This is a genomic window from Ancylobacter oerskovii, assembly GCF_018390555.1.
Lineage (GTDB): Bacteria > Pseudomonadota > Alphaproteobacteria > Rhizobiales > Xanthobacteraceae > Ancylobacter > Ancylobacter oerskovii.
On sequence record NZ_JAHBGB010000031.1, the window covers coordinates 191,402 to 216,569 of the forward strand.

Here is a 25,168-nt window from a genome sequence, read left to right on the forward strand (position 1 = left end):
GGAGCCTGCGATGAGCCTCGACGCCGTGATGGACTTCCGCCGCCGCGATGCCGGCGACAAGCTCATGGGCCGCACCCGCTACACCATCGACCGTGCGAGCCCGGGCATGCTGCACGCCGCCGTGCTGCGCGCGCCGCTGGCTTCGGGACGCATCGTGCGGCTCGACGTGACGAAGGCGGCGGCCCTGCCGGGCGTGCGCGCGGTGGCGACGGCGGCCGACGCGCCCGGCCGCGTCGGCATCGGCATCGCCGACCATTCGCTGTTCGCCGAGGATGTGGTCCGCTATGTCGGCGAGCCGCTCGCCGCCGTGGCCGCCGACACGCCGGAACAGGCGCAGGCGGCGCTGCAGGCGATCGAGGTCGAGATCGCGCCGTTGCCGGCGGTGTTCACCATGGAGCAATCGCTCGCGCCCGGCGCCCCGCTGGTGCATCCCGGATGGCGGGATTACGAGATCCTGCTGGAAGGCGGCGCCCGCGCCGGCAATGTCGCCTGGGAGGCGACGGTGGTGCGCGGCGACGTCGAGGCCGCCTTCGCCCGGCCGGACGTGACGGTGGTCGAGAGCACGTTCCGCGTCGGCCGGCAGAACCACATGGCGTTCGAGCCGCGCGCCGCGGTGGCGCATTACGAGGAAGGCCGCTTCCACATCGAGACCTCGACCCAGGTGCCGTGGACGGTGCGCAACGCCACCGCGCGCTTCCTCGGCGTGCCGGCTTCACAGGTGCGGGTGACGGTGCCGCCGGTGGGCGGCGCCTTCGGGCTGAAATTCGACATCGCCATCGAGCCCTTCGCCGCGCTGCTGGCGAAGCTCTCGGGACGCTCGGTGCGGCTGGTCAATTCCCGCGAGGAGGAGATGCTCACCTGCCTGTTCCGCGAGAATGCCGAGATCCGCATCCGCTCCGCCGTGACCAGGGAGGGCGAGATCGCCGGCCGCGAGGCGGTGGTGCTGATGGATTGCGGCGCCTATGGCGGCGAGCAGGTCTTCCTCACCACCATGACCGCCCATACGCTGGGCGGCAACTACAAGCTCGGCGCGGTCCGCCTCGCCTCCCGCGCCGTCTATACCCACACCGCGCCGAACGGCGCCTTCCGCGCCTGCAACGGCGTGTACAACACCTTCGCGCTGGAGCGGCACACCGACGAGATCGCCGGGGTGCTGGGCATGGACCCGCTGGACTTCCGCCGGCGCAACGTGCTCGGCGACGGCGATCTCGGCGCCACCGGGCAGGTCTATGAGGGCGAGGTGCTGCGCCCGATGCTCGCCCGCATGGACGCGCTGTGCGCCGCCACGCCGCCGCGCCGGCCCGACGACGGCCGGCTCTACGGCCGCGCCACCACGGTCGGCACCTGGTTCGTCTTCACCGGCCCCTCGGCTGCGACGGTGAACATGAACGCCGACGGCAGCGCCACCCTCGTCACCTCCGGCGTCGAGATCGGCTCCGGCTCGATGATGCAGGGCCTGCCGCAGATCGTCGCCGCCACCCTCGGCATAAGGCCGGAGGAAGTGGTGGTGCGCCAGGCCGATACCGACGCCGCCGGCTACGATGTCGGGGTCGGCGGCGGCCGGCAGACCGTCTCGCTCGGCGCCGCCAGCCTGGAAGCGGCACAGGAGGTGCGCGGCAAGCTCCTGCAGGTCGCCGCGCAGATGCTCGACGCCGCGCCCGACGACCTGACGATGCAGAACGGACGGATCGAGATCGCCGGCCCCAACGGCGCCGGCTTCACCATTGCCGAGGTGGCGGCGCGCGCCCAGGCGCTGACGGGCCCCGTCGCCGGCACCGGCGCCTTCACCCGCAAGGGCGTGCCCTCCCTGCCCGGCTGTGTCGCCGGCCACTTCATCGACGCGCTGGATATCCCGGTCTTCGCCGTCCATGACTGTGAGGTGGCCGTCGACCCGGAGACCGGCCATGTCGAGGTGCTCGCCTATCGCGTGGTGCAGGATGTGGGGCGGGCGCTCAACCGCAGCGCCATCGGCGGCCAGATCCAGGGCGGGGTGGTGCAGGGCCTCGGCTATGCGCTGCATGAGGAAGTGTCGATCGACGCGGAAGGCCGGATCCGCCAGAGCGGTTTCGAGACCTATCGCGTCCCGCTCGCCGGCGACGTGGTGCCGGTGGAGATCGATCTGTTCGAGGGCGCTCCCTCGCTCGGGCCGTTCGGCATCAAGGGCGCGGGCGAGGTGCCCATCCTCAATGTCGGGGCCAGCGTCGCCTGCGCGGTGGCGAACGCGACCGGCCGGCGCGTGCAGGAACTGCCGCTGACGCCGCCGCATGTGCTCGCGCTGCTGCTGGACCGGCGGCCGGCCGTCCGCCTCCCGCATATATTGCCGGCTTGGGACGACAATCTGGTGCGCCCGCACGGCGACCCCGCCGGCTGACCGGCCGTCGCCCGTCATTTTGCCGGCTGTCGATGCCAGAGCGTTGACAACGTTATGGAAGCTTGCGGAATCGCCGCATGGATTGATAGGCTCCGGCCGTCCCGGCGGCCATGCTCATCGGCCCGCCTCCTCCCGCTCCCGGAGATTGCTGGCCGCGGCTGCCAACCGCGGAAGCCGTTTTTCCGCAGGTGATTCCATGATCGAAGTGCTGATGCTGCTGATCGGAGCCCGTGCCATTCGGCACAAATGGTGGGTCGTCGGCATCATCGGGCTGGTCTGGCTGGCGATGGGGGTCGTCATCCTCGTCAACGCCCTGAGCGACGAGTGGCGGATACCGACCCACTGGTTCACCGTGCCGCTGCTGCTCGATGCCGTCGCCTCGCTGGCCGCCGGCCTCGGCAGCACCGGCACCCGGCGGGCGCTGCGCTTCAGCAAGGCGGGCATCATGGTCGCCATCTCCCTGCTCATCATCCTCCGTCCGTGGGGAAGCGACATGTTCATCGGCTTCCTCGTCGGCACGTTCCTCGTCGCGGATGCGAGCTTCCGGGCGGCCAGCGCCTGGGTGGTGCGCTTTCCGCGCTGGCGGCGCTCGCTCGTCGCCGCCGGCATCGAGTTCCTGCTCGGCGTCTGGTCCTTCCTTCCCTGGCCGACCGGCTGGCGGGGGGAAGTCGGCGAGGATGTCGGCACGCTGCTGATCGTCACCGCCTACGGGCTGCTGGTCACGGCGCTGCGGATCCGCCGCCTGCCCAGGGGCATGCCGATCGCCCGGATCATCAATGATGGCTGGCCGCGCGGGCGCCATGTGCCCGAGGCCTCGGAGCCGGCGCCGGCCCTCCCCGCGGCGGGGGGCGTCACCGTGCATGTCTGGACGCCGACCGGCAACCTCGTCGGGCTCAATCGCGGCATCGCGCGCTATGTGGCGGCGCTGGACGAGCATGGGGTGGTCTCCACCGGCCATGCGGCGCTGGAAGCCGGGCCGCACATCTATATCAGCCACTACCCGGCGGTGGAGATCGACCGCGACGGCTCGCAATTCACCCGCGTGCTGCGGGCGACGCGGGAAAACGACGTGCCTGGCAAGTTCCAGCCGAGCTATGCCTTCGAGAGCGCCGAATGGTGCCCCTCGAGCTGGCAGGTCCAGCTGCCGGGGCTGGACGTGTCGGCGCTGCATGCCTTCTGGTCGGTCTATCGCCGGGACACCACCTACAATCTCACCAGCCGCAACTGCTCCAGCTCGGTGGCCAAGGCGCTCGACGCCGCCCTCGAAGGCCTGTTCGCGAAGGAGATTCGGTCGCCGTGGTTTCTCGCCCGGCTGCTGATGCTGCCAGAATTCTGGGCGGCGGGGGTGATCCGGCGGCGGGCCGAGCTGATGGCCTGGACACCGGGCCTCGTGCTGGACTATGCGCGTGCCCTGTCCGCGATCATCGAACTGCCGGAGCGCATGGGCCGGGGGCCCCGTCGCGCCGAAGCGCGGGAAGCCATGTGAGGGAAAATCCGGGTCGCCGCGCGGCCCGGAGGGGGAGTAGGCGGACATGCAGCCGGCGGACGGCAACACCATTCTGGCGCGCGTCGCCATCATCGCCACGGCGACGGTCTTCGGGCTGACCTACAGCCTGAGCGCCGCGCTGATCGCCCTCGATCTCGCGGAACGCGGCCTGGGCGAAGGGCTGATCGGCGCCAACGCCGCCATGCATGCGGTGGGCGTCCTCGCCATGGCCTTCCTGCTGCCGCGCCTGACCGCGTTTTTCGGCCTGCGGCGCTCGGTCATCGGCTCGCTGGCGCTGGCGGCGCTGCTGCTCTGCCTGTTCCCCGCCATGCCGATCGTCTGGCTGTGGTTCCCGCTGCGCATCCTGCTCGGCGCCGCCTCCGAAGTGCTGTTCGTGCTATCGGAAACCTGGCTGAACGCCCTGAGCACGGAATCCTCGCGCGCCCGCACCATGGGCGCCTATACCGCCGCCATGTCGGTCGGCTTCGCCCTCGGCCCGCTGATCCTCTCCGTCGCCGGCTCGCAGGGCTTCCTTCCCTACGGGATCGGGGCCGGCCTCGCCCTGTGCGCCGCGGCCTTCGTGGTGTCGCCCTCGATCACCGCGCCGGTCATCGAGCAGCCGCACCACAGCAACCCGTTCCGCTACATCCGCCTGGCGCCGGTGGCGATGGCCGCCACGGCGCTGAACGCCGCGGTGGAGACCGCCGGCCTCACCTTCCTGACGCTCTATGCGATGTCGGTCGGCTGGGTGGAATCGGACGCGACGCAGCTGATGACCGTGATGATGTTCGGCGCCATCGTGCTGCAGCTGCCCATCGGCTGGCTGGGCGACAAGATGGACCGCCAGAAGCTCATCATCGGCCTCGCCGTGCTTTCCGCCGTCGGTGCGGCGGCCTGGCCGTGGGCGCTCGCGGCGCAATGGGCGATCTACCCGCTGCTCTTCGTCTGGGGCGGCCTGTTCGTCGGCATCTACACCATGATGCTCACCATCATCGGCAGCCGCTTCTCCGGCAGCGAGATCGTCGGCATCTACGCGGCGATGGGCCTGTTCTGGGGCGTGGGCGCCCTTGTCGGCCCCACCCTCGCGGGCTTCGCCATGCAGGTGACCACCCATGGGCTGGTCGCCTTCGTGGCGCTCGCCTGCGCCCTGTTCGCCGGCGCCGCGCTGAAGCTCCGCTCGCCGCCGGCCGACGACGGCGCGGCGACGCTGCGCACCGAGCCGTGACCTTCGCCTGACCATAAGCTGGGTTCTGGAGTTCCATCGTGAATGTGAGTGATCTGTTCGAGACATACGACGCGGTCGGGCTGGCCGAGCTTGTGCGGCGGCGGGAAGTGACCCCGACAGAACTGCTCGACGAGGCGCTGCGGCGGGTCGAGGCCCTCAACCCGCAGCTCAACGCCGCGGTGCTGCTGCAGGAAGGCGTCGCGCGCCGCCTCATCGCCGAGGGATTGCCGGAGGGGCCGCTGAAGGGCGTTCCCTTCCTCCTCAAGGATCTCGGCGCCGAGGCGATCGACTTTCCCTCCAATAACGGCTCGCGGCTGTTCGCCAATACCCGCTACGGCCAGGATTCGGCGATCTATGCCCGGCTGAAGATGGCGGGGCTGGTCACTTTCGGCCGCACCACCTCGCCCGAAGGCGGCGTCGGCCCCACCACCGAGGCCGCGGTCTATGGCGGGCCGACCCGCAACCCGTGGAATCCCGGGCACACGCCCGGCGGCTCCTCCGGCGGCGCGGCGGCGGCGGTCGCCTCCGGCATGGTGCCGGTGGCGCATGGCTCGGATGGCGGCGGCTCGGTGCGCATCCCGGCGTCGAGCTGCGGCCTGTTCGGCTTCAAGGCAACCCGCGCCCGGCTGCCGGATGGCCCCTATGTCGGCGAAGGCTGGGGCGGCATGGCGATCGACGGTTTCCTCACCCGCTCGGTGCGGGACACCGCCGTGCTGCTCGACGCCACCCACGGTTCCGACCTCGGAGCCCCCTATGCCGCCCCGCCGCTCGAAGAGAACTTCGGCGCCGCCCTCGGCCGCCGCGACAAGCCGCTGCGCGTCGCCCTCTGCACGACCACGCTGACCGGCGAGCCGATCCACCCCGCCTGTCGCTCGGCGGTGGAGAAGGCCGCGCGCCTGCTGGAGGATCTCGGTCATCAGGTCGAGGAGGCCCGCCCCGAGGCCGACACCTCCGGCATGATGGCGGCGTGGACCAAGGTGGTCGCCTGCGGCACCGCCCTGTCGGTGGAGGGCGCGGTGCGCCGGCGCGGCCGGCCGCTGGCCGAGGACGAGATCGAGAACGTCGCCCGTACCGCCATCACCTATGCCCGCACCGTCAGCGGCGCCGATTATCTCGAGGCGATCAACAAGGTGCACGCCTATGGCCGCGAGATGGCCGGCTTCTTCCAGCGCTGGGACCTGTTGCTGACCGCCACGCTGGCCGAGCCCCCGGCGCCGCTCGGCCGCTTCAACCATGTCGGCAGGGAATATGTCGACTACCGCATGGGCCCGGGCATGGTGTTCGCCTATTCGCCCTTCACGGCGGCGTTCAACGCCTCCGGCCAGCCGGCGGCCTCGCTGCCGCTGCACTGGACGGATGACGGCCTGCCTGTCGGCGTGCATCTCGCCGCCGGCTTCGGCCGCGACGAGCTGCTGCTCGGGCTCTGCGCCCGCATCGAGGAGGCGGCGCCCTGGTTCCAGCGCCGCCCGCCGATCAGCTATGCGGCGCTGCGCTCGTAAGTGATCTGGCCGCCGCAGATGGTGGCGGCCACCTTCATCGCGTCGATCCCGTCGGACGCGGTCGCCTCGATGTCGCCGTCGAGAATAACCGCATCGGCCACCGCACCGGCCTGCAAAACGCCCTTGTTCGCCTCGGTGAATTCGGTATAGGCGCCGTCGCGGGTGAAGCCTGCGATGGCATCGGCGAGGCTCTGGCGCTCGTCCGGCGCGCCCGCGAATACCGGGCCGCGCGTCACCGCCGTCATGATGCCGAGCAGCGGGTCGAGCGGCGCCACCGGCCAGTCGCTGGCGAAGACCAGCCGCGCCCCGGTGTTGCGGATGGTCTGCCAGGGATAGGCGAGCTTCATCCGCTCGCGACCGATCATGGAAAGGATCGGCTCGGGCGGGTAATAGCCGCCCGGGGCATGGGTCGGCTGGATCGAGGCGATGACGCCCAGCTCGGCGAAGCGGTTGAGGTCGCGGGGCGCCAGAACCTCGATATGCTCGATGCGGTGGCGGCTGTCGCGGGCGCCATTGGCCCGCCGCGCCGCCTCGTAGCCGTTCAGCGTGCGATGCACCGCGAGGTCGCCGATGGCGTGGACGGCGATCTGGAAGCCGAGCCGATCCACCGCGGTGGCGATGGCGGCGAATTCCTCCTCCTCGAAATAGGAGGCGCCGACCACGCCCGGAGCGGTGCAATATTCCTCGAACATGTGAGCGGTGGTGGATTCCACCACGCCATCCATGAAGATCTTCACGAAATCGGCCTTCAACCGGTCGGAGTGCCAGCGCCGGCGCATCTCCACGGCCTTTTCCAGCTCGGAAAGCGCCATGCCCGGCGTGAAGCGGAACGGCACGCGGCCGCGCACGATCAGCTCGCCCGCCGCTTCGATCTCTCCCAGCAGCTCGAGCTGGTAGAAATTGCCGTCCATGTTGTGGAAGCTGGTGATGCCGAGCGAGGCGCAATAGGCGAGCCCCTGCTTGATGATCTGCTTGTCGACGGCACGCTCGGCGGCCGTCGGCGGGGCCTTGGGCTCATGGCCGGCGAGGCCGAGCATTTCGCGCCCGCCGGTCGGCGTCAGCGACGTGATCGGCGCCATCGCCTCGAACTCGCGCAGCTCGCCGGTGGCGAGCCCGTCGGCCCCCATGACGATCTCGTTGCCGGGCGGCACCTGCCGGCCGTGCAGGATGCCCGCGAGTTCGAGCGCCTTGGTGTTCGCCCACATGGTGTGGTGATCGCTCGCGAACAGGGCGAGCGGACGGTCCGGCAGCACGCGGTCGAGCAGATGGCGGGTGATCGGCTCGTCGTCGCCGAACATGGAATAAGCCGCCTGCTCGACGATCATCACCTGAGACGTATCCACCTGCGCCCGCTGACGAATCGCCGCCGCGATCCGCTCGAAGCCTGTGAAGCCCGCCACCGACAGGCTGGCCAGCTGCGCGCCGCCGGTGAACAGGTGGATATGGCTGTCGATGAAACCCGGCAGAACGCTGGCGCCGCCGGCATCGATCCGACGGCTCGCCGTGCCGGCCGCCTCGGCCACCTCCGCGCGCGATCCGACGGCGAGAACGACGCCATCCTTCAGGGCGATCGCCTCGGCGGAGGGCTGCGCAGGGTCCATGGTAAGGATGCGGGCGTTCTCGATGATGAGGTCGGCGCTCGGCACGGGATGCTCCCCAATTTGGCTGGCCAAAAATTTGATCACATTCTTAGCCGCCCTCCTTGCCCGCCGCCAAGCGCTCACATAGGCTCCTTCAAACAAGAAACGGACGTGCGGGACCTCCCGCTTCTTCCAGAGCATGACAACAGACTAACGGGTGATTGATGCCGGAGCCTGCCGCGGCACAGGACAAGCGCGTCGCAATCGAAGCACGGAACATCGTCAAGCAATTCGGGGAGGGGCCGAGCGCGCTGCGCGCTCTCGACAACGTCTCCATCGCCATCCGCGAGAACGAGTTCTTCACCCTGCTCGGCCCCTCGGGCTGCGGCAAGACCACGCTGCTGCGGCTGATCGCCGGCTTCGAATATCCCACCGAAGGCGCGATCCTGCTCGACGGCGCGGATATAGCGGGGCTGCCGCCGTTCAAGCGGCCGATCAACACCGTCTTCCAGAGCTATGCTCTCTTCCCCCACCTCACCGTGTCGGAAAACATCGCCTTCGGCCTGCAGATGCTCGGGCGTCCGAAGGGCGAGATCGCCGGCCGGGTGGCCGAGATGCTCAAGCTCGTCCACATGGACGAGATGGCCCATCGCCGCACCGACCAGATCTCCGGCGGCCAGGCCCAGCGCGTCGCGCTCGCCCGGGCACTCGCGCCGGCGCCGAAGGTGCTTCTGCTCGACGAGCCGCTCTCTGCGCTGGACTACAAGCTGCGCAAGGAGATGCAGATCGAACTGAAGCGCCTGCAGCACGAGACCGGCATTACCTTCGTCTTCGTCACCCATGACCAGGAAGAAGCGCTGACCATGTCCGATCGCATCGCGGTGATGTCGAAGGGCAAGGTGCGGCAGGTGGGCTCGCCCTGGGACATCTACGACAAGCCGGCCGAGCGCTTCGTCGCCGACTTCATCGGCGAGACCAATTTCCTCACCGCCGCCGTCACCGGCCTCTCCAACGGCGTCGCCCATGTGACGCTGAAGTCGGGTGCGCAGATCGTCGCCACCGTCGCCGAAGGTTTCCAGCCCAAGGCCGAGGCCACCATCGTGGTGCGGCCGGAGCACGCCCGGGCGGTGCCGCAGGGCGGCCAGCTTTCGGGCACGGTCGAGAACGTCGTCTATTTCGGCACCGACACCCACATCCATGTCCGCCTCGCCGAGGACGGCCTGTTCACCGTGCGCCAGCAGAACAGCCGCGCCCAGTCCTGCGGCTTTGCGGTCGGCGACCGTGTCGGCATCGAGATCGCGGCGGACGCCGCGCAAGTGCTGCGGGATTGACGATGGCAACCGCGGCAGAAATCGCCAAGCAGGCCGAGCGCGACAGTATCCGGCGGCGCTGGCTGCTGTCGGCACCGGCGCTAATCATCGTCTTCGTGGCCGCCATCGGCCCGCTCTTCGTCATGCTCGCCTATTCCTTCATGGTGAAGGGTGACTATGGCGACGTGAAGTTCGGCCAGTACTCGCTCGACGGCTGGTTCTCGGTGCTGTTCCAGCGGGACATGTTCGACGACACCGTCACGCTGGCGGACGCGCATCTGTCGATCCTGTGGCGATCGCTGAAGCTGTCGATCATCACCACCGCCTGCACCCTGCTGCTCGGCTTCCCCACCGCCTATTTCATCGCCACGCGGCCGCGCCATACCCGGGAAATCTGGGTGTTCCTCATCACCATCCCGTTCTGGACCAACCTGCTCATCCGCACCTTCGCCATGCAGCAGGTCATCCGCAACGAGGGCCTCATCAACACGCTGCTGCGGGCCGTCGGGATCATCGATCAGCCGCTGCAGATCATGTACACCGACTGGGCGATCCTGTTCGGCATGGTCTATGTCTACCTGCCGCTGATGGTGCTGCCGCTCTATGCCAGCATGGAGAAGCTCGACTTCCGGCTGATCGAGGCCGGCTACGACCTCTATGCCAGCCGCTGGGCGGTGCTGCGGCGGATCATCATTCCGCTGGTGAAGCCCGGCATCGTCGCCGGCTCGATCCTGGTCTTCGTTCCCTCGCTCGGCGCCTATGTCATCCCGCGGGTGCTGGGCGGCGGCAAGAACCTGATGCTCGGCAACCTCATCGAATTGCAGTTCGGCGCCGGCCGCAACTGGCCGCTCGGCGCCGCCATCTCCATCACCCTGATGGTTCTCGTCATGGTCGCCATGCTGGTCTATGTGCGCAACGCCTCGCGCTCGGGGGCGGGACATGGCTAGGCCCACCTTCGACATCAAGGCCCAGCCCGGCTTCGCCCTGGTGGCGCTGTTCACCTTCGCGGCGCTCTACCTGCCGATCGTCACCCTGGTCGTCTACGCCTTCAACGGCTCGGAATCGCTCACCGCCTGGGGCGGGTTCTCGCTGCGCTGGTTCGGCGACGCCGCCGCCAACACCGCCGTGCAGGATGCCGCCTGGCGCTCGCTGGTGCTCGCGCTCAGCGCCGCCACCCTTGCCACCGGCGCCGCGACCATGGCCGCCATCGCCACCACGCGCACCGCGCCCTATCGCGGCCTCGGCGCCAAATATGCCTTCATCAACCTGCCGCTGATGGTGCCGGAGATCGTGACCGCGGTGGCGCTGCTGATCGTGTTCTCGCGCATCAAGGTGTGGACCGGCTATTCCGGGCTCGGCTACCTGATCCTCGCCCATACCGCCTTCTGCATTCCCTTCGCCTATCTGCCCATTCGCGCGCGGCTCGAAGGCATGGACAGCACCCTGGAACGTGCCGCGGCGGACCTCTATGCGACGCCGTGGAACGTCTTCCGCCGCGTGACGCTGCCATTGCTCCGGCCCGGCATCATCGCCGGCTTCATGCTCGCCTTCGTCATCTCGCTCGACGACGTCGTCATCACCGAGTTCGTCAAGTCCGGCGGGCAGGACACGCTGCCGACCTACATGCTCGGGCAGATCCGTCGCACCGTGACCCCCGAGGTCAACGCCATCGCCACCGCGTTCCTGGCGCTGTCCATCCTGCTGGTGACGGCCTTCTTCTTCATCAACCGCAAGAAGACCTGACAAAACCGGGTCGAACGACAACCTGACGGAGACGGGAACCATGAACTGGAAGATGACGGCGGCGGGCGCGATGGTTGCGTTCCTCGGCCTCGCCGGCAGCGCCGCGGCGGAAGGCGCGCTCAATATCTACAATTGGGGTGACTATACCAGCCCCGAACTCATCAAGAAGTTCGAGGACAAGTACAAGGTCAAGGTGACCGTCACCGATTACGATTCCAACGACACCGCGCTTGCCAAGGTACGCGCCGGTGGCCATGGCTACGACATCGTCGTGCCCTCGGCGAACTACGTGCCGATCTGGGTCAAGGAAGGCCTGCTGCTCGAGGCGCGGCCCGACCAGATGTCCAACTTCAAGAATGTCGACGAGCGCTGGGTGAACGTGCCGTGGGATCCGGGCCGCCACTACACCACGCCCTGGCAGTGGGGCCTGTCCGGCATCGGCGTCAACAAGAAGGTCTATTCCGGCGACATCAACACCTCGGCGATCTTCCTCGATCCGCCGAAGGAACTGATCGGCAAGATCAATGTCGAGCCGGAGATGAGCGACGTCCTCTTCGCGACCATCAAGTATCTCGGCGGCGACTGGTGCACGACCGACAAGGAAGTCCTGAAGAAGGCGCGTGACACACTGGTCGCGGCCAAGCCGAAATGGCTTGCCATGGACTACAGCGTCACCGAGAAGCTGCCCTCGGGCGATTATGCCGGCGTGTACTACTGGAACGGCGCCATCCTGCGCTCGCGCCTGAAGAACCCGGACATCGCCTTCGGCTACCCCAAGGAAGGCTATCCGCTGTTCATGGACAGCGTCGCGATCCTGAAGGACGCCAAGAATGTCGAGAACGCCAAGCTGTTCATGAACTTCATCATGGAGCCGGAGAACGCTGCGCTGATTTCGGCCTTCGCCAAATATGCGAATGGAATCAAGGGGTCCGACCAGTTCCTGCCGGCCGACATGAAGGACGCGCCCGAACTCGTCATCCCCGAGCAGTTCAAGAAGGCCGGCGAGTTCCTCGCCGCCTGCGCGCCGGAGGTGAACGAGCTCTATACGCGCATCTGGACCGATGTGAACAAGTGACGTGATGCGAGGGGCCGGGCAATGCCCGGCCTCTCCTTTCCGGCGCGGCGCTATTGCTTGCCGCCGGCCTCCGCATAGGCCTTCTGCAGCTTGTCGAGCTCCGGGCAGCCATTCCGGCAGAAGATCTTCAAGGTGACGAGGTTCTCCTTCGCCTTGTCGAGCCTGCCGGTGGCGATGAACAATTCTCCTTGATATTCAATGGCCTGGCGATGGGTGGGGTCGTAGTAGATCGCCTCGCGGTACCAGCGGTCGGCCTCGTCATAGCGCTTCAGCTGCCGCAGGCTGTAGCCCAGCAGGTTGAACACGTCGGCATGGCGCACCCGGGTGGCGAGACCGCCGAGCTCGGCGGCCGCTTTTTCGTAGTCCCCGGAATAGATTAGCGCGCGAATAGAGGCGAGATCCGGCAGCGCGTCGGAGGGCGGGGTGTCGACCGCCCCCGCCGTCGTCGCCGCCCCCAGAATCAGCGCGAGGACCCCCGCCCGGACGTGCCCGCCCCAGCCCCGCCGCGCGGTATGATGAGGTGTACGATGAGGCCGAATGCCGGGCCAAGGCGTCCGATCAGTGCGGAACGCCCCCCGCTCGGCATCGACGGGCATGGCAGGACCGCTCATGCCGCCGCCACATGCACGGCGTAGTCGCCCATTTCGCGCAGGATCTCCCGCTTGATCCCCGCAAAGGCGGGGCTGCCGCGATCGCGCGGATGCGGCAGGTCGACGGCGATCTCCTTCACGATGCGGCCGGGATTGGCGGTCATCACCAGCACCCGGTCGCTGAGATAGATCGCCTCGTCGACGTCATGGGTGACGAGGATCATGGTGGTCTTCTCCACCCGCCAGATGCTGAGCAGTTCCTCCTGCAGCCGCAGCCGCGTCAGCGCGTCGAGGGCGCCGAGCGGTTCGTCGAGCAAGAGGATCTCCGGCCGGCCGACCAGGCCGCGGGCGATGGCGGCGCGCTGCGCCATGCCGCCGGACAGCTGGTAGGGATAGACCTTCTCGAAGCCGCGCAGCCCGACCAGCGCGATGTGCTCGGCGATGGTGCGCTTCTTCTCCTCGGCGGAGAGGCCGGCATTCTCCAGCCCGAGGCCGATATTCTGCTCCAGCGTCAGCCAGGGAAGCAGGCGATGGTCCTGGAAGACGATGCCGCGGTCGAGGCTGGTGCCGCGCACCGGTTCGCCATGCAGGCGAATGCTGCCGGAATAGTCGTCGTCGAGCCCGACGATGAGCCGCAATATGGTCGACTTGCCGCAGCCCGACGGCCCGACGATCGACACGAACTCGCCGGCGGCGACGTCGATGTCGATATGGTCGAGGATCTTCAGCGGGCGACCGTCGACGTCGTAGTGCTTCTCGACGCCGCGGATTTCGAGATTGCCGCGTTGGGTCATGAGGACAGGGACTCCAGGGCTTCGTCGAGATAGGAGGCGTCGGCCCAGGCGCGGCTGTCGAAATCGCGGCTGATGTAGCCGTGCTCGACGAGGAAGCGCTTCTGCAGGTCGATGCCGGCGAGCTTGCGCGGCGTCAGCGCCGGCAGGAAATCGGTGCCGGCGATGGCCGCCGCCGTATCGGCGACGTTCGGGTGATAGGTGACGCGGTGCAGGATCGCCGCGCCGGCCTCGCGATTGGCGTCGAGCCAGCGCGCCGCCCGCACCGCCGCCCGCAGGAAGGCGACGACGATGTCGCGGTTGGCCTTGGCGAAATCGGTGTTCACGGTAAGTGCATAGGGGCTGTTGGAGACCTGCAGCGACCAGTCGGGATGGCGGGAGAAATCCTCCACCTGCTTGAACCTGCCGGTCCGCTCCAGCCCCAGCGCCCGGCCATGGCTGGCGAAGATGGCGTCGACCTCGCCGGCTTCCAGCGCCCGCGCCTCCGGCGTGAAGACGAGGTCGCCGCGCCGCTTCGCCCACAGCGCCGAGGGACGCGACGCCTCTCCGAAGCCGCGGTCCTCATTGGCGATATCGTCGATCTCGACATCCGCTCGGGACAGGCCGGCCAATGCCAGCGCCTTCAGGATGCCCTGCTCGGAGGTGGCCCGCCACCAGTCGATCTTGGCCGGGTTGGCGCTCTTCGACAGGCCGAAGCGCCGCCCCTTCAGCGCCGCGACGCTGCGGGCGGCATCGTCGGCCCGCACCACGATGGTGCCGCCGTGATGGGTTTCGGTGAGCCCGACCAGCGTGGTGTCGACATTGTCGGCCTTCGCCCAGATGGAGGGGATGTTGCCGCCGTCGCGGAACAGATGCGCGAAGCGATGGCTGAAATGCGGGAGATAGCCCTGCTCGACGGGGAGCGCGCGCAGATAGGACAGCGAGGCGCCGACCCGGCGCAGCTCTTCCTCGATCCAGCCGAACTCCTGCGCGACATTGGACGCCACGAAGGTGGGGCAGATGGTGTACCAGGCCTCGCGGGCGCCGACGGTGATCGGGGCGAGCGCGGACGGGGTGGGGCGTTCGAGAAGATCGACCATGGTTTCCGTTCCCCGCATCAGCCGCGCCGCAGCGAGGCAGAGGCCTCTTCCAGATAGGACGCATCCGCCCATTCATTCACGTCGACATCATTGGCGATGTAGCCGTGCGCGCGCAGGAAATCGGTCTCGAGCCGCAGGCCGGCGAGGTTCTGCGCCGACAGGTTCGGGATGAGGTCGTAGTCCGGCAGCGTGCGGGCGACGGCGTCGCGGTCGGCATAGATGGTGGTGCGGTAGAAGATGTCGGCCGCCGCCTCGGGATGGGCGTTGATCCAGCGCCCGGCGCGGATCGACGCACGCAGCCACGCCACCACGATATCGCGGTTCGCCTCGGCGAATTCGCGGCTCACGGTGAGGGTGCGCGGGGCGTTGGCGATGCGCAGCGTCCAATCGGGATAGCGGTCGAGATCCTCGATGACGCGGAAGCGGCCGGTCTGCGTCAGGCGGACATCGACGCCGATGGAGTAGTCGTAGATGGCGTCGATGGTGCCGGCGTCGAGCGCGCGGGCTTCCAGCGTCAGCTCGTCCTGCCGCGAGGCGCGACGCTGCGCCCAGATGCCCGCGGGGGTCTCGGCCAGGCTTTCGGCATGGGCGTCGGCGTCCTCGATATCGACGATCTCGACATCGTTGCGGCCAAGGCCGTGCAGGGCGAGGGCGGCGAGGATGCCATGCTCGCCGGTGGCGCGGCGATGATCGATCTTCTCGTTGCGCAGGCTCCTGTAGAGGCCGAAGCGGCGGCCCTTGAGGTCCTCGACGCGGTGAATGTCGGAATCGGTGCGCACCAGCACCTTGCCGGCCGGCTGCGCCTGGGTGAGGCCGAGCAGCACGGTGGGCCGCAGATCGGCCTTCGACCAGATGGCCGGGCTGTTGCCGCCGTCGCGGATGAGGCGGTCGGAATCGTGATTGTAGTGAGCCGGCCAGGCGACATCGGAGGCCGCCGAGCGCAGATAGGTGGGCTTCGCCCCGACGCGGGCGAGCTCGTCATGGATCCAGCCGAGCTCCAGCGCCACGTTGGACGCCACCAGCACCGGGCAGATGGTGTAGATGAGCTCGCGCAGCACCGGGGTGGCGTTGGCCTCTATCGAACGGTCGACGGCGATGGTCATGGCGGGGATCCTGAATGGGTGGGAGGAATGTTCGACGGTCGGGAGCCGCGCCGCCCCCTCACCCCACCCCTCTCCCCGACGGGGAGAGGGAGAAGAAGGGGGACGGTCGGCAGGCAGGGCGACGAACCACCGTGAGAGCCTCCCTCTCCCCGACGGGGAGAGGGCTGGGGTGAGGGGTCTTCGACGCCTCCCAATGGCGTCTCCCCTCACCGACCCGCTGCGCGGGCCACCTCTCCGTCGAAACCGGATGTTTCCGGTTTCGACCTTGCCGGAACCGAACCCGGCAACAGCCGGGTTCGGGCGGGGAGAGGATAAGTAAGAAGGGCGTGTGCCTTCCCTCACCCCTCGAAGCCCTGCTTCCAGCGCAGCACGAAGCGTTGCAGCCAGAGCATCAGCCGGTCGATGGCGAAGCCGACGAGGCCGATGATCACCATGCAGACGATGAGCTGGTCGGTGATGAGCAGGTTCTGGGCGCGGAAGATCAGGTAGCCGAGGCCCTCCTGCCCGCTCAAGCCTTCCGCCGTGACCACCAGCGCCCAGGCGACGCCGGCGGCGTAACGCAGGCTGACCATGATGCTGGGCACCGCGCTCGGGATCACCACCCGGCGGATCAGCTGCGAGCGGGTCAGCGTCAGCACCTTGGCGAGCTCGATATGGCTCTTCTCGACGTTGCGGATGCCCTGCAGCGTGTTGAGGAACACCGGGAAGAACACCGACTTGGCGATGACCAGGATCTGCGCGGGAGCGCCGAGGCCGAGCCACAGCACAATGAGCGGCAGCCAGGCGACGCCGGGGATGTGGCGGATGCTGTCGAAGGTCGGCCCGAAGAAGCGCTCGACATTCGAGGACAGCCCCGCCGCCACGCCGAGCACCACCGCGGCGATCGAGCCATAGACGAAGGCCTGGCTGACGATGTTGATCGAGCGCAGGAAATCGACATGCAGCGACTGGCGCGTGACCATGGCGACGAAGGCCTCGACCGTGGCGATCGGCGAGGGCAGGAACACCGCCGGCACCAGCACGTAATAGGTCGCCAGCGACCAGACGGCCAGCAGCCCGAGCGGCAGCACGGCGCCGATGTAGCGGCGCCCGGAGGCAGGACGGCGCGCCGCGCGGGTCGGGGACGGTGCCCGCGCCCCGGCCAGCGGGCGGACGGCGAAGGTGGAGTTGGTTGCGTCGGTCATGATGCCGGCTCGCCTCTGGCGGCCGTCCCGGCGCGGGCACGCGGCCCCCGCCGGGACGGATCCGCGCTGTGTCAGTAGATGGAGTACGGACCGCCCTTGAAGAACTTGCCGTCCACGAAGGCGGTGATGTCCTGCTGGCTCAGCTTGCGGTCGGTGAACACGTCGTCGCCATGGGCGATGTACCAGTCCTGGAACTCGCTGATGGCGTGGCGGACATTGTCGGCCGAGGTGTCGCCGGCGATGAACTCGTAGCCCGAGGGATCGACGATCTGGAACTTCGCGATCTCCAGCGGCACGCGGGTGCCCTTGGAGATGATCTGCGCCGCCTCGTCCACATTGGCCTGGATCCAGGCGGTGGCGCGGCGATAGGAGATGAGGAACGCCTTCACCGCCTCGGGATATTTCTCGGCGAAATCGCGCATGGCGAAGAAGGAGACGCGGCCGGCGCCGTTCTCGTAGACGCCCTTCTCCACCGTGCGGCCGACGATCTTCACCTTGCCGGACAGATAGAGCGCGGCGCCGGAATTGTTGCCGATATGGGTGGCGAGGCCGTCCACCGCGCCGGATAGCAGCGCGGCGTTGCGGGCGCCGTTGTTCTCCACGCCCTCGTAGCGGATCTTGCCCTGCTTCAGGCGGGTGTCGAGCGGCAGGCCGGCGGCCTCGAAGGATTCGAACACCGAGGTGTAGGAGCAGCCGATGCGGTTGGAGCCGTAGACCTTGCCCTCCATGTCGGCGATGGAGTTGATCTCGTTATTGTCGGCGCGGGCCAGCAGCGGCGTGCGGTACTTGTTCGACGCCTCCGACACCCACACCACCACCGCGTCGAGGCCGTTGGCCCGGTGGGCGGTGGCGGGATAGAGCATGCGCTGGGCGATGGCGATGGAGCCGCGGTTGAGGCCGGCGGATTCGGCGCCCGACAGCTCGGCGGCGCCGGAGGCGATCAGATTGACCTCCTTCACGCCGACCTTGTCGAACTCCTCCTTGAAGATGCCCTTCTCCTGCGCCACCACCGACCAGGGGTTCAGCTGCAGGTTGATGAAGTCGAGCTGCTCCCCGGCGCTTGCCGGCGCCAGCGGGGCGGTGAGCGCCAGCGCGGCGGCAACCAGCGCCGCCCGGCCGAAATTCCTGCCAACGACCTTGCCGGGACCCCGCCCGACCGCCGCATCCGACACGTTTTCCACGTCCGTCTCCGTATTGAAACATCAGATCAACGATGATGACCTGACGTTACGCAGAACGGACGCAAGCGAGAACGCGTCTTTATCCAATGTCTCCGACGGATACGGAAATTTATACTCAATAATATGGGACGGATGGATATATATTCCGGCCACTCAGGGTAGATTTTCGTGAAAACAAGTACCTGCCCGTGAAAGTAAGAATCTACCCTTGCGGGATGCGGCGCGAGCCGCGCCCCTGCCGGCAGGCGGCGGCGTCCTAGGGGGCGCCGGCGAGTTCCGCGACCGGCTCGGCCTCGAGGCCGGCGGCGGCGGCGATGAGCTCGAAGGAGCGCAGGCGCAGGGCGTGCTCATAGACATCCGAGACGACGATGAGCTCATCCGCGCCGGTCTCGGCGACCAGCGCCTCGAGGCCGGCGCGCACCGTCTCCGGCGAGCCGACGATGGAGCGGGCCAGCATGCGCATCGCCTGCGCCTTCTCCATCGGCGACCAGTACGTCTCGATGTCGTCGATCGGCGGCCGGCTGAGGCCGCGCGCGCCGCGGAAGATGTCGGCGAAGGACATTTGCTGCGTGGTCGCCAGCCGGCGCGCCTCGGCGTCGGTGGGGGCGGCGATGACATTGACGCCGACCATCGCATAGGGACGGTCGAGCTGCGCCGAGGGCTTGAAGCGCTCGCGGTAGATGTCGAGCGCGGAGAGCAGCATTTCCGGCGCGAAATGCGAGGCGAAGGCATAGGGCAGGCCGAGCTCGGCGGCGAGCATGGCGCCGAAATTGCTGGAGCCGAGGATCCAGAGCGGCACCTCGGTGCCCGCCGCCGGCACCGCCTGGATGCGCTGGCCGGGCACGGTCGGCGCCAGGAAGGCCTGCAGCTCCAGCACGTCCTGCGGGAAGTTCTCGGCGGATTCATTGGTGCGGCGCAGGGCGCGCAACGTCGTCTGGTCGGTGCCCGGCGCCCGGCCGAGCCCGAGATCGACGCGGCCGGGGAACAGCCGCGCCAGCGTGCCGAACTGCTCGGCGATCACATAGGGCGAATGGTTGGGCAGCATGATGCCGCCGGCGCCCACCCGGATGCGCGACGCGCCGGCGGCGATGTGGGCGAGCACCACCGAGGTCGCGGCGCTGGCGATGCCCGGCATGTTGTGATGCTCGGCCACCCAGATGCGGTTGTAGCCCCAGTGCTCGGCGTGGCCCGCCAGGTCGCGGGCGTTGTCGAGCGCGCCCCGCGCATCGGTCGCCTCGGTGATGCGGACGAGGTCGAGAATGGACAATGGCGTCATGGGTTGCTCCCCGAGAACCGACTGCGGACGGCAGAGCGCGACGCCCCTTGCCTTCCAGATCATGCCTTCCAAAAACGGAGATTGCCTCCATTTACATGGATGCTATATGGAGACTGTCTCCACATTCCGTCAACAGGGGCGAGCGGCGAAAGCGCATGGATACCGATGTCGTGAGCGGCGAACCGTCCCGGCTGCGCGCCGATGCGCGGCGCAACCGTGAGCGCATCCTGCGCGCGGCGATGCGGCGCTTCGCGGCTGAGGGTATCGACGCCTCGCTCGACGACATCGCCCGCGAGGCGGAGGTCGGGGCGGGCACGCTCTACCGCCATTTCCCCTCCCGCGAGGCGCTGCTGGCCGCAGCGCTGCAGGACCGGCAGAAGGAGCTGCTGGCGCAGGCGCAGCAGGCGCGGGCGATCGCCGATTCCGGCGCCGCGCTCGGTGCCTGGCTCACGGCGCTGCAGGACTATCTGCGCAGCTTCAACGGCCTGCCGGCGCCGGTGCTGGCGGCGGTGAAGGAGCAGGAATCGCCGCTCTGCCTCTCCTGCAACGCGCTGGTGTCGCTGACCGACGAGTTCCTCCGCCGCGCGCAGCGGGACGGGCATGCCCGGCCGACGGTATCGGCGAACGAATTGTTCCTGAGCGCGCTGGGCCTCGCCTGGGTGCTGAACCGGGCGGAGGCCTGCGGCACCACGCGGCAGGCGCTGGAGAAGGTGCTGGCGCATGGCTATCTGGCGCCGGCCGGCGAAGGCGCCGCACCGGGCTGAACGCGGCGCTCAGCCGTCCCGCCCGATATAGGCCGCCGGCGGCGCGCCGAGGATGCGCTTGAACATCGCGGTGAAGGCCGCCGGGTTGTCATAGCCGAGATCGATGGCCACCGCCGTCACCGGATGCCCGGCCGCGAGGCGCGGCAAGGCCGCCATCACGCAGGCCTGCTGGCGCCAGGCGACGAAGCTGAGGCCGGTTTCCCGGCGGAACAGCCGGGTGAAGGTACGCCGGCTCATGCCGACCGCCTCGCTCCAGCTATCGATGCGCGCATGCGGCGTCGGCGCATGCAGGAAGGCGCGGCAGAGGCCGGCCAGCGCCTTGCTGCCGGGAAGCGGCAGCGACAGCGGCAAGGCCGGCAGGCGCGGAATCTCGTGCTGGACCAAGGCCATCAGCGCGCCATCGCGTCCTCGCGGGTCATATTCCGCCGGCACGAATACCGCCTCGGCCAGAAGGCTGCGCATCAGGGGCGTGATGCCCAGCACCTGACAGTGCCCGGGCATGCCGGTGATGACGCCCGGCTCGACATAGAGGCTGCGCATCCGCACCATGCCCATGATGCGCACATCGTGCACCACGCCGGCCGGAATCCACATGCCTCGCTCCGCCGGCATCACCCAGGCGCCGCCGGCGGTGGCCAGCAGCACCACCCCGGTGGAGCCGTAGAGAAGCTGGTCGCGCCGGTGCCAGTGCGGCTCGATGACATGCCCGTCCGGGTAATCGCGCCCCAGCGCGATCACCGGGCGCGCCACCTCCGTGAAGGCGCGTTCGACGCCATCGCTCGATCTCATTGGCCCACTCGCGTAAGAATTTGACCTTAACGCAGTAGCGGGCCGCATTCCATCGGCTAAGACAGCGGCAGCGCCCCTGCCGCCCGCGGCGCGAACCAGAGTGAGCGTTTCGCCATGTCCGACATCACCGCCGACCGCACGCCGCAAAGCCGCGCCGCCTATCTGGTGCTCGGCGCCGCCGGCCTGTGCCACCTGCTGAACGACATGCTGCAATCGCTCTTCATCGCGGCCTATCCGCTGTTCAAGAGCAATTTCGACCTCAACTACGCGCAGATCGGCCTGCTGACGCTGGTGTACAACGTCACCGCCTCGCTGCTGCAGCCGATGGTGGGGCTCTACACCGACCGGCGGCCGCAGCCCTATTCGCTGCCCTTCGGCATGGGCATGTCGCTGCTGGGGCTGCTGGTGCTCGCCTTCGCCGGCTCGTTCGCCGCGCTGATGGTGGGGGCGGTGCTGCTCGGCATCGGCTCCTCGATCTTCCACCCGGAATCCTCGCGCATCGCCCGGCTCGCCTCCGGCGGCGCCTATGGGCTGGCGCAATCGACCTTCCAGGTCGGCGGCAATATCGGCAGCGCGCTCGGGCCGCTGCTGCTCGCCGCCTTCGTGCTGCCGCGCGGGCAGACCAGCCTCGCCTGGTTCACCCTGGCGGCGCTGGGCGGCATCATCCTGCTGACCGGCCTCGGCAGCTGGTACAAGGCCAACGGGCATGCGCGCCCGCATGGCGGCCCCTCCACCCTCATTCCTCGCTTCAGCCGGCGCAAGGTCGGCGGCGCCATCACGATCCTGGTCTGCCTGCTGCTGTCGAAATGGTTCTATCTCGCCAGCTTCACCAGCTTCTACGTCTTCTACCTGATGCAGCATTTCGGGGCGTCGGAGGAGCAGGCGCAGTTCTACCTGTTCGTCTTCCTCGCCGCCGTCGCGGTGGGCACGCTGATCGGCGGCCCGCTGGGCGACCGCATCGGCCGCAAGGCGATCATCTGGGCCTCGATCTTCGGCGTGCTGCCCTTCTCGCTGGTGCTGCCGCATGTGGGGCTGACGGCGACGCTGGCGCTGAGCGTGGTGATCGGCCTCATCCTGGCGTCGGCCTTCTCCGCCATCGTCGTCTATGCGCAGGAGTTGATGCCGGGCCGCGTCGGCATGGTGTCGGGCCTGTTCTTCGGCCTGGCCTTCGGGCTCGGCGGCATCGGCGCCGCGCTGCTGGGGGTGCTGGCCGACTGGACCAGCATCGGCTTCGTCTTCCAGGCCTGCGCCTTCCTGCCGGCGATCGGCATCCTCGCCGCCTTCCTGCCCAACATCGAGGCGCGCAAATAGGCGCCGGCCGCGTCGCGCGGCACCGTCAGAACGGCAGGACGGTCCGCGACGATAGCACCTCCATCGAGAAACGGGAGGTCACGTTCTTGGGCGAGGCGCCCTCGATGAGGCGGTTGTAGAAATCGTCATAGGCCTGCATGTCCGGCACCACGACCCGCAGCAGGTAATCGATGTCGCCGGCCATGCGGTAGGAATCCATCACCTCCGGCATGGACTGCACGAGGCGGCGGAAATTCGCCGCCCATTCGCGGCTGTGGTTGACCGCTTCCACCGCCACGAAGGCGGTGAGGCCGAGGCCGACCTTGCGCGAATCCACCAGCGCCACCCGGCCCTTGATGATGCCTTCCGCCTCCATCTTGCGGATGCGGTTCCAGCACGGCGTCTGCGACAGGTTCACCAGCCGCGCGATCTCGGCGATCGGCTTGGAGGCGTCGGCCTGCAGGATACGCAGGATCTTGTGGTCGATCTTGTCCATCAGCCATTCCGGCCCGCCCCGGCGATCCGCAGGGGTGGTCTTGTCATTTGAACGGGAAGCCCAGCGTCTCGAGCTGGCGGCGCAATATGTGGCGGCCCTTGAGCGAGGCGACCGCATGCAGGCGCTGCAGCGCCAGCCGCGTCCAGGGCGTGGCGTCGAGCCCCTGCTCGGCGCGGAAGGCGAGCGCGTGGGCATCGGCGCGGGCGAGCACATCCTCCTCGCCGGCGGTGGAATAGACGTCGCGATGCAGGATGCCGGGCTGCGGGAGGCGCGGCTTGACGTCGCTCGCCACCGCCGGTTCCGGCCGGCCGATGGCGAGGCCCACCACGGCATAGGAGCGCGGCGGCAGCTTCAGGAGATGCGCGACCGCCGCGGCGTCGTTGCGCAGCGCGCCGATATAGACCGCGCCGAGGCCGAGCGATTCCGCCGCGGTGAGCGCGTTCTGCGCCGCGAAGGCGGCGTCGAGCGAGGCGATGAGGAAGCTTTCGGTATAGTCCAGCCCCTCGGTGGTCAGCCCCTCGCGCTCGGCAAGGCGCTGCACCCGCGACAGGTCGGCAACGAAGACCAGGAACAGGCCGGCGGTCTCGATGTGCTTCTGCCCGCCGGCGATCTGCGCGAGCTTCGCCCGCAGCGCCGGGTCCTCCACGGAGACGAGGCTCCAGGCCTGGACGTTGGACGAGGACGGCGCCGACTGCGCCGCCGCCAGCAGCACCTCCAGCGTGCCTTCCGCCAGCGGCTCCGCCGAGAAGGCGCGCACCGAGCGGTGGCCGAGCAGCACCGACAGCGTCTCGCTCCAGGGCAGCGCGGCGGGACTGGAGGCGACCGGCTCGCGATAGCGCTTGTCCAGCGCCGCCGGGGCGGCCTCGGCGTCGCGGAAGCGGCCGGCAGGTGTGATCTCGTTCATCTATCCGTCTCCGAAGAATGCATCACGCGACCTGGCGGACCGCCGCCATGTCCGCCCGCACGAGGACCGCGGCCAGCCGGGTCGCCTGGGCGATCTGCTCGTTGAGCGAGCTGGCCTCGAAAAATTCGCCCCGCAGCGGATGGCCGACCGCGAACAGCGTATCGGAAATGCGGCCGTCCATGTCGATCAGCGCCTGCGTCGCGCGGTCGGCGCGGATGCCGGCACCCACCGGATGAGGCACGGCGAGGCCGCGGCGCAGCAGGTTCTTCACCAGCGGGTCGTCGATACGCGTCCAGTCGAACTCGAAGCCGAGGCTGCCCACCGCCAGATCGGCCTCGATGGGAAACGGCGCACCGCCGCCGCGCGGGCGCAGCGTCGCGCGCAGGCCGTCACCCGCCTCGTCAAGCCGGGTGACGGAGCCGGCGAGGCTGTGCACCCGCCCCTCGGCCCGCGCCCGCGCGAGGAAGGCGAAGGACGGCGCCGCCGCCCGGTGCATGGCGAGGTTCCAGAACGGCAGCAGGCGATGCAGCAGCCTGGCGCGGTCACGGTCGGCGAGACCGGCCCAGATCGCCCCCACATGCTGGCGGAACAGCGGCGGCAGGCTCTGCCAGTCGCGGCCCGCCGCGGCGGCGGCCCGGCGCTCGCGGCGGATCCAGCCGAGCACCTCGCCGGCATTGCGCGGCAATTCGGCCGCCTGCGGCGTGCCCGGCCACGGCGCCACCTCGCGGCGCAGCGGCACCAGGAGGCCGCTGCGGGAGACGAGGGTGTAGCGGCCGCGAAAGCCCCGCTTCTCCAGGCTGACCACCGCATCGAGCATCGACAGGCCGGCGCCGAGCAGCAGCACATGGCCGGCCCGCTCCGCCCCCTCGAAAGCACCGGGAGCGAACGGGTCCGCCACAAAGGCGGGATGGGCGGCGAGGCCGGCCCCGAGCGCCGGCCGCCGGCGATGCAGCCCGGTGGCCAGCACCACCCGCCCGGCGGCGAGCGAGGCGCCGGAGGCCAGCGTCACCACGCGGCCGTCGAAATCCACCGCCCGGTCGCGGCGATGGACGAGGCGCACCCGCTCGCCGGCGCGGGCGGCGGCGTTGAGGAGCTCCCGCTCGACATAGGCGCCGTAGAGCGCGCGTGGCGGCGAGGCCTGCGCGAGGTCGTCGACCGACGGCGCCCAGCGCCCCGCTTCCGCCTCGGCCGCCAGCCATTCGAGGAAGTGCTCCGGCCGGTCCGCATGCAGGGCGAAGCCGCCGGCGAAGCCGTTGACCGTATGGTCGGGCTCGCCGGTGGCATAGGCGATGCCGCGGCCGAGCCGCGCGGGATCGACGAGGGTGAGATCGAGCTGCCCGGTGCTGGCGGCGATGAGCCGCAGCGCCGTCACCGCCCCGGCGAAGCCACCGCCGAGTATGGCGACGCTCTGGATATGCGCGGTCGTCATCGA

General features: G+C 69.0%; 22 protein-coding genes. 10 read left to right on the forward strand and 12 right to left on the reverse strand.

The annotated features are described in order from the left end of the window. Positions 1-10 precede the first annotated feature (10 nt). From KHC19_RS14140 to KHC19_RS14155, 4 genes are all read left to right on the forward strand, one after another. Positions 11-2,371: a xanthine dehydrogenase family protein molybdopterin-binding subunit gene (locus KHC19_RS14140; protein ID WP_213353020.1), complete on the forward strand. Its 2,361-nt coding sequence runs from the start codon at positions 11-13 to the stop codon at positions 2,369-2,371. 196 nt (positions 2,372-2,567) lie between these two features. Next, a complete protein-coding gene (locus tag KHC19_RS14145; RefSeq protein ID WP_213353021.1) occupies positions 2,568-3,857 on the forward strand; it encodes an HdeD family acid-resistance protein in 1,290 nt (429 codons plus the stop codon). A gap of 46 nt (positions 3,858-3,903) precedes the next feature. Then, positions 3,904-5,082 (forward strand): MFS transporter, encoded by a 1,179-nt coding sequence (locus KHC19_RS14150; RefSeq protein WP_213353022.1) that lies wholly within the window; start codon positions 3,904-3,906, stop codon positions 5,080-5,082. 38 nt (positions 5,083-5,120) lie between these two features. After that, complete coding sequence (locus KHC19_RS14155; RefSeq protein ID WP_213353023.1) at positions 5,121-6,581, forward strand: amidase; 1,461 nt, start codon at positions 5,121-5,123, stop codon at positions 6,579-6,581. Here KHC19_RS14155 and KHC19_RS14160 read toward each other — a convergent pair. Next, the gene (locus tag KHC19_RS14160; RefSeq protein WP_343207724.1) at positions 6,560-8,227 is read right to left on the reverse strand and encodes an amidohydrolase; all 1,668 of its coding nucleotides are present in this window, start codon (positions 8,225-8,227) and stop codon (positions 6,560-6,562) included. The two genes, KHC19_RS14155 and KHC19_RS14160, sit on opposite strands and share 22 nt — an antisense overlap. Before the next feature lie 158 nt (positions 8,228-8,385). Between KHC19_RS14160 and KHC19_RS14165 the strand changes: the two genes are divergently transcribed. From KHC19_RS14165 to KHC19_RS14180, 4 genes are read left to right on the forward strand one after another with little or no spacing between them, the layout of a single operon-like run. Then, positions 8,386-9,492, forward strand: a complete 1,107-nt coding sequence (locus KHC19_RS14165; RefSeq protein ID WP_213353025.1) for an ABC transporter ATP-binding protein — start codon at positions 8,386-8,388, stop codon at positions 9,490-9,492. A 2-nt stretch (positions 9,493-9,494) separates the two neighbouring features. Then, positions 9,495-10,418 carry an ABC transporter permease gene (locus tag KHC19_RS14170; protein ID WP_213353026.1) on the forward strand — a complete coding sequence of 308 codons (924 nt, stop codon included), beginning with the start codon at positions 9,495-9,497 and terminating at the stop codon, positions 10,416-10,418. Then, a complete protein-coding gene (locus tag KHC19_RS14175; protein WP_213353027.1) occupies positions 10,411-11,214 on the forward strand; it encodes an ABC transporter permease in 804 nt (267 codons plus the stop codon). Before KHC19_RS14170 ends, KHC19_RS14175 begins: the two co-directional genes overlap by 8 nt. A 40-nt stretch (positions 11,215-11,254) precedes the next feature. Beyond that, positions 11,255-12,289: an extracellular solute-binding protein gene (locus tag KHC19_RS14180; RefSeq protein ID WP_213353028.1), complete on the forward strand. Its 1,035-nt coding sequence runs from the start codon at positions 11,255-11,257 to the stop codon at positions 12,287-12,289. Between the two features lie 50 nt (positions 12,290-12,339). Here KHC19_RS14180 and KHC19_RS14185 read toward each other — a convergent pair whose 3' ends face one another. The 7 genes from KHC19_RS14185 to KHC19_RS14215 form a co-directional block, all read right to left on the reverse strand. After that, positions 12,340-12,885, reverse strand: coding sequence for a tetratricopeptide repeat protein (locus KHC19_RS14185; protein WP_213353029.1), 546 nt, complete (start codon positions 12,883-12,885; stop codon positions 12,340-12,342). An 11-nt stretch (positions 12,886-12,896) separates the two neighbouring features. Then, positions 12,897-13,673, reverse strand: a complete 777-nt coding sequence (locus KHC19_RS14190; RefSeq protein WP_213353030.1) for an ABC transporter ATP-binding protein — start codon at positions 13,671-13,673, stop codon at positions 12,897-12,899. Further along, positions 13,670-14,749 (reverse strand): ABC transporter substrate-binding protein, encoded by a 1,080-nt coding sequence (locus tag KHC19_RS14195; RefSeq protein ID WP_213353031.1) that lies wholly within the window; start codon positions 14,747-14,749, stop codon positions 13,670-13,672. Before KHC19_RS14195 ends, KHC19_RS14190 begins: the two co-directional genes overlap by 4 nt. Positions 14,750-14,766: 17 nt before the next feature. Beyond that, a complete protein-coding gene (locus KHC19_RS14200) occupies positions 14,767-15,852 on the reverse strand; it encodes an ABC transporter substrate-binding protein (protein WP_213353032.1) in 1,086 nt (361 codons plus the stop codon). Between the two features lie 338 nt (positions 15,853-16,190). After that, entirely contained in the window at positions 16,191-17,036 is an 846-nt protein-coding gene (locus KHC19_RS14205; RefSeq protein WP_213353033.1) for an ABC transporter permease, read from the reverse strand. A 71-nt stretch (positions 17,037-17,107) separates the two neighbouring features. Then, positions 17,108-18,217: an ABC transporter substrate-binding protein gene (locus KHC19_RS14210; RefSeq protein ID WP_343207725.1), complete on the reverse strand. Its 1,110-nt coding sequence runs from the start codon at positions 18,215-18,217 to the stop codon at positions 17,108-17,110. A gap of 256 nt (positions 18,218-18,473) precedes the next feature. Continuing rightward, positions 18,474-19,493, reverse strand: coding sequence for an LLM class flavin-dependent oxidoreductase (locus tag KHC19_RS14215; RefSeq protein ID WP_213353034.1), 1,020 nt, complete (start codon positions 19,491-19,493; stop codon positions 18,474-18,476). Between the two features lie 155 nt (positions 19,494-19,648). On the opposite strand from KHC19_RS14215, the gene KHC19_RS14220 reads away from it, so the two are divergent. Continuing rightward, positions 19,649-20,257: a TetR/AcrR family transcriptional regulator gene (locus tag KHC19_RS14220; RefSeq protein ID WP_213353035.1), complete on the forward strand. Its 609-nt coding sequence runs from the start codon at positions 19,649-19,651 to the stop codon at positions 20,255-20,257. 9 nt (positions 20,258-20,266) lie between these two features. Here KHC19_RS14220 and KHC19_RS14225 read toward each other — a convergent pair whose 3' ends face one another. Next, a complete protein-coding gene (locus KHC19_RS14225) occupies positions 20,267-21,046 on the reverse strand; it encodes an AraC family transcriptional regulator (protein ID WP_213353036.1) in 780 nt (259 codons plus the stop codon). A 114-nt stretch (positions 21,047-21,160) separates the two neighbouring features. On the opposite strand from KHC19_RS14225, the gene KHC19_RS14230 reads away from it, so the two are divergent. Beyond that, positions 21,161-22,357 (forward strand): MFS transporter, encoded by a 1,197-nt coding sequence (locus tag KHC19_RS14230; protein WP_213353037.1) that lies wholly within the window; start codon positions 21,161-21,163, stop codon positions 22,355-22,357. Positions 22,358-22,382: 25 nt separating this feature from the next. On the opposite strand, the gene KHC19_RS14235 is transcribed toward KHC19_RS14230, so the two are convergent. From KHC19_RS14235 to KHC19_RS14245, 3 genes are read right to left on the reverse strand one after another with little or no spacing between them, the layout of a single operon-like run. After that, positions 22,383-22,832 (reverse strand): Lrp/AsnC family transcriptional regulator, encoded by a 450-nt coding sequence (locus KHC19_RS14235; protein WP_213353038.1) that lies wholly within the window; start codon positions 22,830-22,832, stop codon positions 22,383-22,385. A gap of 43 nt (positions 22,833-22,875) precedes the next feature. Continuing rightward, a complete protein-coding gene (locus tag KHC19_RS14240; RefSeq protein ID WP_246548883.1) occupies positions 22,876-23,736 on the reverse strand; it encodes an NADPH-dependent oxidoreductase in 861 nt (286 codons plus the stop codon). Positions 23,737-23,758: 22 nt separating this feature from the next. Continuing rightward, the gene (locus KHC19_RS14245; protein WP_213353039.1) at positions 23,759-25,165 is read right to left on the reverse strand and encodes an FAD/NAD(P)-binding protein; all 1,407 of its coding nucleotides are present in this window, start codon (positions 25,163-25,165) and stop codon (positions 23,759-23,761) included. Positions 25,166-25,168: the final 3 nt, after the last annotated feature.

Excerpts from the sequence above, each read along its gene's own strand:
- KHC19_RS14140 (WP_213353020.1), top strand. The coding sequence starts at position 11 with ATGAGCCTCGACGCCGTGATGGACTTCCGCCGCCGCGATGCCGGCGAC.
- KHC19_RS14145 (WP_213353021.1), top strand. The coding sequence starts at position 2,568 with ATGATCGAAGTGCTGATGCTGCTGATCGGAGCCCGTGCCATTCGGCAC.
- KHC19_RS14150 (WP_213353022.1), top strand. The coding sequence starts at position 3,904 with ATGCAGCCGGCGGACGGCAACACCATTCTGGCGCGCGTCGCCATCATC.
- KHC19_RS14165 (WP_213353025.1), top strand. The coding sequence starts at position 8,386 with ATGCCGGAGCCTGCCGCGGCACAGGACAAGCGCGTCGCAATCGAAGCA.
- KHC19_RS14170 (WP_213353026.1), top strand. The coding sequence starts at position 9,495 with ATGGCAACCGCGGCAGAAATCGCCAAGCAGGCCGAGCGCGACAGTATC.
- KHC19_RS14175 (WP_213353027.1), top strand. The coding sequence starts at position 10,411 with ATGGCTAGGCCCACCTTCGACATCAAGGCCCAGCCCGGCTTCGCCCTG.
- KHC19_RS14180 (WP_213353028.1), top strand. The coding sequence starts at position 11,255 with ATGAACTGGAAGATGACGGCGGCGGGCGCGATGGTTGCGTTCCTCGGC.
- KHC19_RS14185 (WP_213353029.1), bottom strand. The coding sequence starts at position 12,885 with ATGCCCGTCGATGCCGAGCGGGGGGCGTTCCGCACTGATCGGACGCCT.
- KHC19_RS14190 (WP_213353030.1), bottom strand. The coding sequence starts at position 13,673 with ATGACCCAACGCGGCAATCTCGAAATCCGCGGCGTCGAGAAGCACTAC.
- KHC19_RS14195 (WP_213353031.1), bottom strand. The coding sequence starts at position 14,749 with ATGGTCGATCTTCTCGAACGCCCCACCCCGTCCGCGCTCGCCCCGATC.
- KHC19_RS14200 (WP_213353032.1), bottom strand. The coding sequence starts at position 15,852 with ATGACCATCGCCGTCGACCGTTCGATAGAGGCCAACGCCACCCCGGTG.
- KHC19_RS14205 (WP_213353033.1), bottom strand. The coding sequence starts at position 17,036 with ATGACCGACGCAACCAACTCCACCTTCGCCGTCCGCCCGCTGGCCGGG.
- KHC19_RS14215 (WP_213353034.1), bottom strand. The coding sequence starts at position 19,493 with ATGACGCCATTGTCCATTCTCGACCTCGTCCGCATCACCGAGGCGACC.
- KHC19_RS14220 (WP_213353035.1), top strand. The coding sequence starts at position 19,649 with ATGGATACCGATGTCGTGAGCGGCGAACCGTCCCGGCTGCGCGCCGAT.
- KHC19_RS14225 (WP_213353036.1), bottom strand. The coding sequence starts at position 21,046 with ATGAGATCGAGCGATGGCGTCGAACGCGCCTTCACGGAGGTGGCGCGC.
- KHC19_RS14230 (WP_213353037.1), top strand. The coding sequence starts at position 21,161 with ATGTCCGACATCACCGCCGACCGCACGCCGCAAAGCCGCGCCGCCTAT.
- KHC19_RS14235 (WP_213353038.1), bottom strand. The coding sequence starts at position 22,832 with ATGGACAAGATCGACCACAAGATCCTGCGTATCCTGCAGGCCGACGCC.
- KHC19_RS14240 (WP_246548883.1), bottom strand. The coding sequence starts at position 23,736 with ATGAACGAGATCACACCTGCCGGCCGCTTCCGCGACGCCGAGGCCGCC.
- KHC19_RS14245 (WP_213353039.1), bottom strand. The coding sequence starts at position 25,165 with ATGACGACCGCGCATATCCAGAGCGTCGCCATACTCGGCGGTGGCTTC.